Origin of the sequence: Pseudomonas sp. BN607 (assembly GCF_029871175.1) — a bacterium.
Classification (GTDB): domain Bacteria; phylum Pseudomonadota; class Gammaproteobacteria; order Pseudomonadales; family Pseudomonadaceae; genus Aquipseudomonas.
In genome coordinates, this window is the sequence record NZ_SSOE01000021.1 from 41,943 (window position 1) to 48,494 (window position 6,552).

4 protein-coding genes and 1 tRNA gene are annotated in these 6,552 nt (G+C 63.5%); 3 read left to right on the forward strand and 2 right to left on the reverse strand.

The genetic code is table 11. The annotated features are described in order from the left end of the window. Nucleotides 1–72 precede the first annotated feature (72 nt). From E8E68_RS02920 to E8E68_RS02930, 3 genes are all read left to right on the forward strand, one after another. Complete coding sequence (locus E8E68_RS02920; RefSeq protein WP_280339625.1) at nt 73–2,628, forward strand: fimbria/pilus outer membrane usher protein; 2,556 nt, start codon at nt 73–75, stop codon at nt 2,626–2,628. A 172-nt stretch (nt 2,629–2,800) separates the two neighbouring features. Beyond that, entirely contained in the window at nt 2,801–3,919 is a 1,119-nt protein-coding gene (locus tag E8E68_RS02925) for a nitrilase-related carbon-nitrogen hydrolase (protein WP_003247213.1), read from the forward strand. 4 nt (nt 3,920–3,923) lie between these two features. Further along, on the forward strand, nt 3,924–4,964 hold the full coding sequence (locus tag E8E68_RS02930; RefSeq protein ID WP_280339629.1) for an AraC family transcriptional regulator: 1,041 nt from the start codon (nt 3,924–3,926) through the stop codon (nt 4,962–4,964). Between the two features lie 291 nt (nt 4,965–5,255). On the opposite strand, the gene E8E68_RS02935 is transcribed toward E8E68_RS02930, so the two are convergent. Together E8E68_RS02935 and E8E68_RS02940 are read right to left on the reverse strand one after the other, a co-directional pair. Then, the gene (locus E8E68_RS02935) at nt 5,256–6,077 is read right to left on the reverse strand and encodes a DUF2242 domain-containing protein (RefSeq protein WP_266032956.1); all 822 of its coding nucleotides are present in this window, start codon (nt 6,075–6,077) and stop codon (nt 5,256–5,258) included. Between the two features lie 200 nt (nt 6,078–6,277). Next, nucleotides 6,278–6,354: transfer RNA gene (locus E8E68_RS02940), tRNA-Asp, on the reverse strand. Nucleotides 6,355–6,552: the final 198 nt, after the last annotated feature.

Sequence of the window (6,552 nt, forward strand, 5' to 3'; positions counted from 1 at the left end):
CCACCTCGTGCCCTGGTCGCGTGCGGCCTTCCCGTGCCCAGCCCGTGCCGGGATATGAAATAGGTTTCTGGTATGTCTCTGTCCATCGCCCCCCACCCCGTCGAGGGAGCCGATGCAGGCGCGCACGCGTTCAGTGGCGGCACGCTTCGTCCGGCCTGGAAGCTCAACGCCCTGTCATTGGTCATCTGCACCGCGCTGCCCAGCCTTGCAACGGCGCAGGACGCCGCCCACCTGCAGGGCTTCAACACCACCTTTCTGCAGGGCGCGCAATCGGCGGTCGACCTGCAAACGCTGCTGTCGGCCAACAGCGTGCTACCGGGCAACTACCGGGTAGACCTGTACAGCAACGAAGTGCTGGTAGGCCGGCGTGACATCGAATTCAACCGCCACCCACAGACTGGGCGAGTGGAACCCTGCCTGACCCAGGAACTGCTCGAGCAGCTGGGTATCGACATGGACAAGCTCAAGGCACTGGGGCGCCTGGATACCGCCCTGGCCTGCCACGACCTGGCCGCACTGATCGACCAGGCCAGCCTGAGCTACGACTCGGGTCACCTGCGCCTGTCCGCCAGCATCCCGCAGGTTGCCATGAAACGCGGCCTGCGCGGCTACGTCGACCCACAACTGTGGGACGCAGGGGTGTCTGCGGCGTTCGCGAACTATCAGTTCAACACCAGCCGCAGCGCCGGCGATGCCGAGACCCGCATCGCCAACAACCTGAGCCTGCGCAACGGCATCAACCTGGGCAGCTGGCGCTTGCGCAACGAGTCGAACTTCAGCAGCGGCACAGGGCAGCCGGACACCTTCAAGAGCAACCGCAGCTATGTGCAGCACGACGTGACCGCGCTCAAAGGCCAGTTCAGCGCCGGTGACATTTTCAGCGACACCGACCTGTTCGACAGCGTGCGCTATCGAGGCCTGAAGCTGGCTTCGGACGAAGGCATGCGCGCCGACAGCGAGCGCGGCTACGCACCTGTGGTGCGTGGCGTGGCGCAGACCAGCGCCAGGGTCGAGATTCGCCAGAACAACTACGTGCTCTACACCGCCAACGTGCCGCCCGGGCCGTTCGAGATCAGCGACATCTACCCCAGCGGCTCCAATGGCGACCTGGAAGTCACCATCATCGAGGCCGACGGCCGTCGGCGGGTCACCGTGCAGGCCTTTTCCAGCCTGCCGCTCATGGTCCGTGGCGGTCAGGTCAAGTACAGCCTGTCCGCTGGACGCTACAACAGCAACACGGAGGGCCTGGCCACGCCGCAGATGCTCAGTACGACGCTGGCTTACGGCCTGACCAACACCGTGACGGGCGTCGTTGGCCTGCAAGCCACCCAAGACTATAAGGCAATGGCCGTGGGCAGCGGCCTGAACACACTGCTGGGCGCCTTTTCGCTCGATGTCACCCACTCCTCGAGCAAGGCCCTGGGCCAGACCACCCAAGGCAACAGCTTGCGGGCGCTTTACGCCAAGACGTTCACCGGCACCGACACCAACTTTACCCTCGCGGCCTACCGCTACTCCACCGAGGGCTTCCGTACCCTCACCCAGCATGTCGAGGACCTGAGCGCCAACGCGATCAAGCGCAGTGGCAACTCCAAGACCCGCACCGACCTGACCATCAACCAGAGCCTGGGCCGCAACCGCGCGTTCGGCAGCCTGTACCTGACGGCCACCGACCAGCGCTACTGGAACCGCGGCGGTTCGCAGAGCCTGACCGCCGGATACAGCAACAACTGGGGCGAGATCTCCTACAACCTGGACGTCAGCCGCACCAAGGAGCTGGGGAGCTCAGGCCCTTCGGGGCAAGATACCCAGCTCAACCTGTCGGTATCGTTCCCACTCGGCAGCCGCGCCCGCGCACCGCGGGCGTTCGTCACCACCAGCACACAGAAGGGCAACGACACCACCCAGGCCGGTATCAACGGCTACCTGTCGGAGACCAGCGACACCTTCTACTCGATCCAGGGCGGCCACAGCCGCACCAGCGGCAGCTCGGCATCGGCCAACCTGAACACCCGCACTTCGGTCGCCGACATCAGCCTGGGCTATAGCCAGGGACGCGGCTACGACTCGCAGAACCTGAACATTGCCGGCGCCTTAGTTGCCCACCAGGGCGGCATCAACCTCGGCCAGTCGCTCAGTGAGACCTTCGCCCTGGCCGAAGTGCCAGGTGTGAAGGGCGCAAAGATCAGCAGCTATAGCGGTGTGGAGACCGGGCGCAATGGCTATGCGGTGATCCCCAGCGCCCAGCCCTATCGCGTCAACTGGATCAGCCTGGACACCAGTGACCTGGGGGGCGACATCGAAATCGACAACGCCTCCCAGCAGTTGGTGCCTCGCCGCGGTGCCGTGGTGCTTGCCCGCTATACCGGCAAGAGCGGGCGTCGGGTGCAGTTCGAGCTGTTCGACGAGCGCGGTCAATTGATACCGTTCGGGGCCTCGGTCGAGGACGCTGCGGGCCAGCAACTGGCAATTTCCGACCCGAGCGGCAAGGCATTGTTACTCCTGGAACAGGACCAGGGCAGCCTGACCATCAAGTGGGGTGAGCGCCAGTGTTCGGCACCTTACAATCTTCCGGAACGGGACAAGGCAGTTAACTATGAACGTCAGCGCCTGGCTTGCCGGCCGTGACACCCGCTCTTGTCTGCAGAGAATGCTCATAAGCGCCCGGTAGCTTTGGTATGATCAAACGCGACTCTGCAAGAAGGCAGGGCAACAAGGATTCCGATGCTGATGGATAAGGCCGCATCATGTCCTTGATTCCCTGCATGGCCACTCCATTTTTAGCGAATACCCACGCTTGATGCGAAAACTCCTGGCAAGCGCCCTGGCGCTGGTGATGATCGCCGCCCTCTGCGGCTATGGCTTCTGGACCCAACAGCGCCCGGAAGGCCACTACCTGTCCGACCTGCGCATCGAACTGGCGCTTAACCATGGCGTCCCGGGCGAGCACGGCAACCTGCTCGGTGTCGAACCACTGCTGTACCCGGGCGACTATCAGAACTTGCAACGCCTGCACCGCAAGCTCGCAGCCTATCTGGAGCAAGCCCGCGCCCAAGGCCTGGTGAACCCGCGCACGGTGGTCGTGCTGCCGGAACACATCGGTACCTGGCTGTGGGCGCGCGGAGAGAAGAGCGAGCTGTATCAAGTTACCCAGAGCCGCGAAGCCCAACAATGGCTGGAACTGAGCAACCCGCTTCGCTATGGCCTCGCAGTTCTTGGCGCTGACGGCGACGACTGGCGCGCCGATGCGCACTTGCGCATGAAGGCCGAACAGATGGCCGCAGACTACCAGCAGCTGTTCGGCGGCCTGGCCAAGGAATTTGGCGTCACCTTGGTGGCCGGTTCGATCGTGCTGCCCGAACCTTATGTGAAACAAGGCGTACTGCATACCGGCCGTGGCCCGCTGTTCAACAGCAGTGTGGTGTTTGCCGGTGACGGCTCGCTACTGGGGCAGCCCCAGCGCCAGCAATATCCCGACAGTGAAATGCGCCGCTACGTCCACGACGGCCGCCAGCACCCGCTGCAGGTCGTGCAGACCCCGGCCGGGCGCCTGGGGATACTGGTGGGCAGTGACAGCTGGTACCCGGAAAACCACCAGCAACTGACTGAACAAGCCGTACAACTGATCGCCAACCCAGCGTTTCTCAGTGGCAAGGGCAGCTGGCAAGCACCCTGGCGGGGAAATCGCCACCAGGATGCCAGCGCCGGGCTGGCCTTGCAGCGCGGCGAAGTCAGTGAACAGGCGGCTTGGCAACGCCTGACCGAAGTGGCCGGAACCGACATCAGCAGTATGAGCGTGTTCATGCGCGGGCAGTTCTGGGAACAGGGCAGCGATGGCCAGGGCTTTGCCCGCCAGTCGGGAGCGTTGCTGGCCGCCCCTCCCAGCCCAGGTGCCCGCCTGCTGAATGTGTGGCTGTAAGCCCATGGCCCGCCCCCGCGTGCGCCTGGGCGAACTGTCGGTGGGTTTTGTCCAGCCTTTGAGCGAAGCCCTACGCGAGCTGGGCCACGACCCTGAACCATTGCTGCGCCGCTACGGCCTGGACGCGACACGCCTGGGCGAAGCCGGCGCACGCCTGTCCATCCCCCGCTACATGCATCTGGGCCACGCGGCAATCGAAATGAGCGGCGAGGCTGCTCTAGGCCTGCGTATGGGGCGCCTGAGCCGTCTGGCGCACGCTGGCCTGGCCGGGGTCACCGCGGCCCAGGCCCCCACCTTGGGTGAGGCGGCGCGCACTCTGCTGCGCTTCGAGCCGCTTTACGCGGCCAACTACCGTGGCCGTTCCCGCTTTGTGGAAGATGCCCAGGGCGCCTGGCTGCGCTTCTACTCCATCAGCCCGTATAACGACTACAACCGCTTTGTGGTCGACTCACTGCTGGCCGGCTGGCTGGCCCAACTGACGGACCTTGCCGGCACCCCAGTGCAGGCCGAACGCCTGGACATCGAATTTGCCGCGCCAGCCTATGCCGCGAAGTACCAGCCGCTGTGCAGTACACCCGTGCAGTTCGCCGCCGAAAGCAACCAGCTACGCTTGAGCCGCGCCACCTTGCAACTGGCCAACCCAGCGCATTGCCCGAGCACCTGGCAACACCTGTTGCAGCTGTGCGAGGCAGAGATGCTGCAACGCACAAGGGTCCGCAGCCTGGGTGAGCGCATCACCCACCTGCTGGGCCCCCTGCTCAATGGCGGCCGCGAACCGGACCTGGAAGAAGTGGCACTGCAACTGCAACTGCCCACCTGGACCTTGCGCCGTAAGCTGGCCGAGGAAGGTACGCGCTTTCGGGATTTGCTCAATGAAACACGGCGCGACCTGGCCGAGACCTATATCCGCGATACGGAGCTGGCGTTCGGCGAGATTGCCTTTCTGTTGGGTTTCGCTTCGGCAGAGGCCTTCCAGCGCGCATTCAAGCGCTGGACGGGCCTTACACCGGGGGAGTTCCGCCGCAGCCAGCGACGCGCAGGTTAAAGCTCGGTGGCGTCGTCAGCCGGTTCCGGGGTGTCCAGTTCGTAAGCCTGGGTTTCGAGTAGTTCTTCCTGGTATTCATCCATAGCCCTGCGTCCTCTTTACTCATTTTGTCTTCGTAGGTGTCGCCTTCAAGCTAAGCAGGTGGCATGAAGGAATGATGACAAGCTTATGAGTGGAAAACGTAGCAGGTGTTCAAGAAGTTATCGCGGGGCGTCTGTAACAGGGGATGTTTACTGCCTGAACCGGCCCTTTCGCGAGCTACCCCGCTAAAGGGCCGGTCCAGTCGATCAATCAAAGGGAGGGGGCGGCCTCGGCCGGCTGGGCATCCTGCTGCACCTGAATGGGTGCAGCTTCCGCCGGCGGGGCCACAGGCTGGGAACCCTGGCTGTCATCCACCACCGGCGCCGCTGCCGCCTCGCTGGTCGGGGCTACCCCCGCAGGTGCAGGCGTCGCCTCGACCAACGGTGCAGCTGCCGGGGCCGGCGCCACCGGGTTCGCCGCAGCTTGCTCCGGAAGCCCAAGGGCAGCCGCCGGTTTCTCAATCTTCGGCGCTGGCTCTTCGACCTTGGCCTTGCTCACTTTTTTCGGCTTGGGCAGGTAGCTTTCGACCAAGGCAAAATAGCGATCATAGAACTGCGCCGCCGTCACCGTCTCACTGGCCACCTTGACCATCGAATCGTCACTGGAACCAATCGGCATCGACACCGAACCGAGCACACCCACACCGAGGCTGGCGGAGGTGTTGGACTTCTTCAGCGCGTAGCGGTCCTGAAGGGCGTTGGCGAACATGGTCGAACGCTGGTCGTCGCTGACATCGGGCGCACAGGTAACGTTGAAGCTGATCTGCAGGTGGTTCTCGCTGTTCTGCTGGAAGCTCTTGTTGCCCACCACCTGGTTGGCGCCGCTGCTGGTGATGATGTAACCCTGGCTGAGCAAAGCGCGCCGTGCGGCCTCGCACGAACCGGCATCGCTCACCGGGAAGCTGCGCGAGAAGGTGCCCGAGTCATCGAAATTCTCGTGCTCGTAGACGGCAGCTTTTTTTGAGGAACAACCGGTCACGCCCGCCAGCACCAGGGCCAGCCCGAGCGCACCAAAGACGGAAGATCTGGTCATTGCGAATTCCGGGTATGTCGAGAAGGTGCCTATTGTGCAACACAGCAGGCAGGCACTGGAACCACTGGTCGGTGAAGAACCTGTCAACTTGGTGTAAATGTGGGTAAAGGCAGGCAATGGCCAGGCACCACAACGAAAAAAGCGACCCGAAGGTCGCTTTGACGTTGCTCCAAGGCGTTCATGGGGCCTTGAGGCGAAGATGGCGCAGCGGACGGGACTCGAACCCGCGACCCCCGGCGTGACAGGCCGGTATTCTAACCGACTGAACTACCGCTGCGTATCATTCAGGCTTGCGCCCGATTGAAACCTGGGTCTACCCTTCCGGCGCGATGGCCTCAGGGCAGGCACAAAAAAAGCGATGACGTGATCGCTTCTCTTGTGTTTGCTTCAAGGTGTTCTAGGGACCTTGAAACGAAGATGGCGCAGCGGACGGGACTCGAACCCGCGACCCCCGGCGTGACAGGCCGGTATTCTA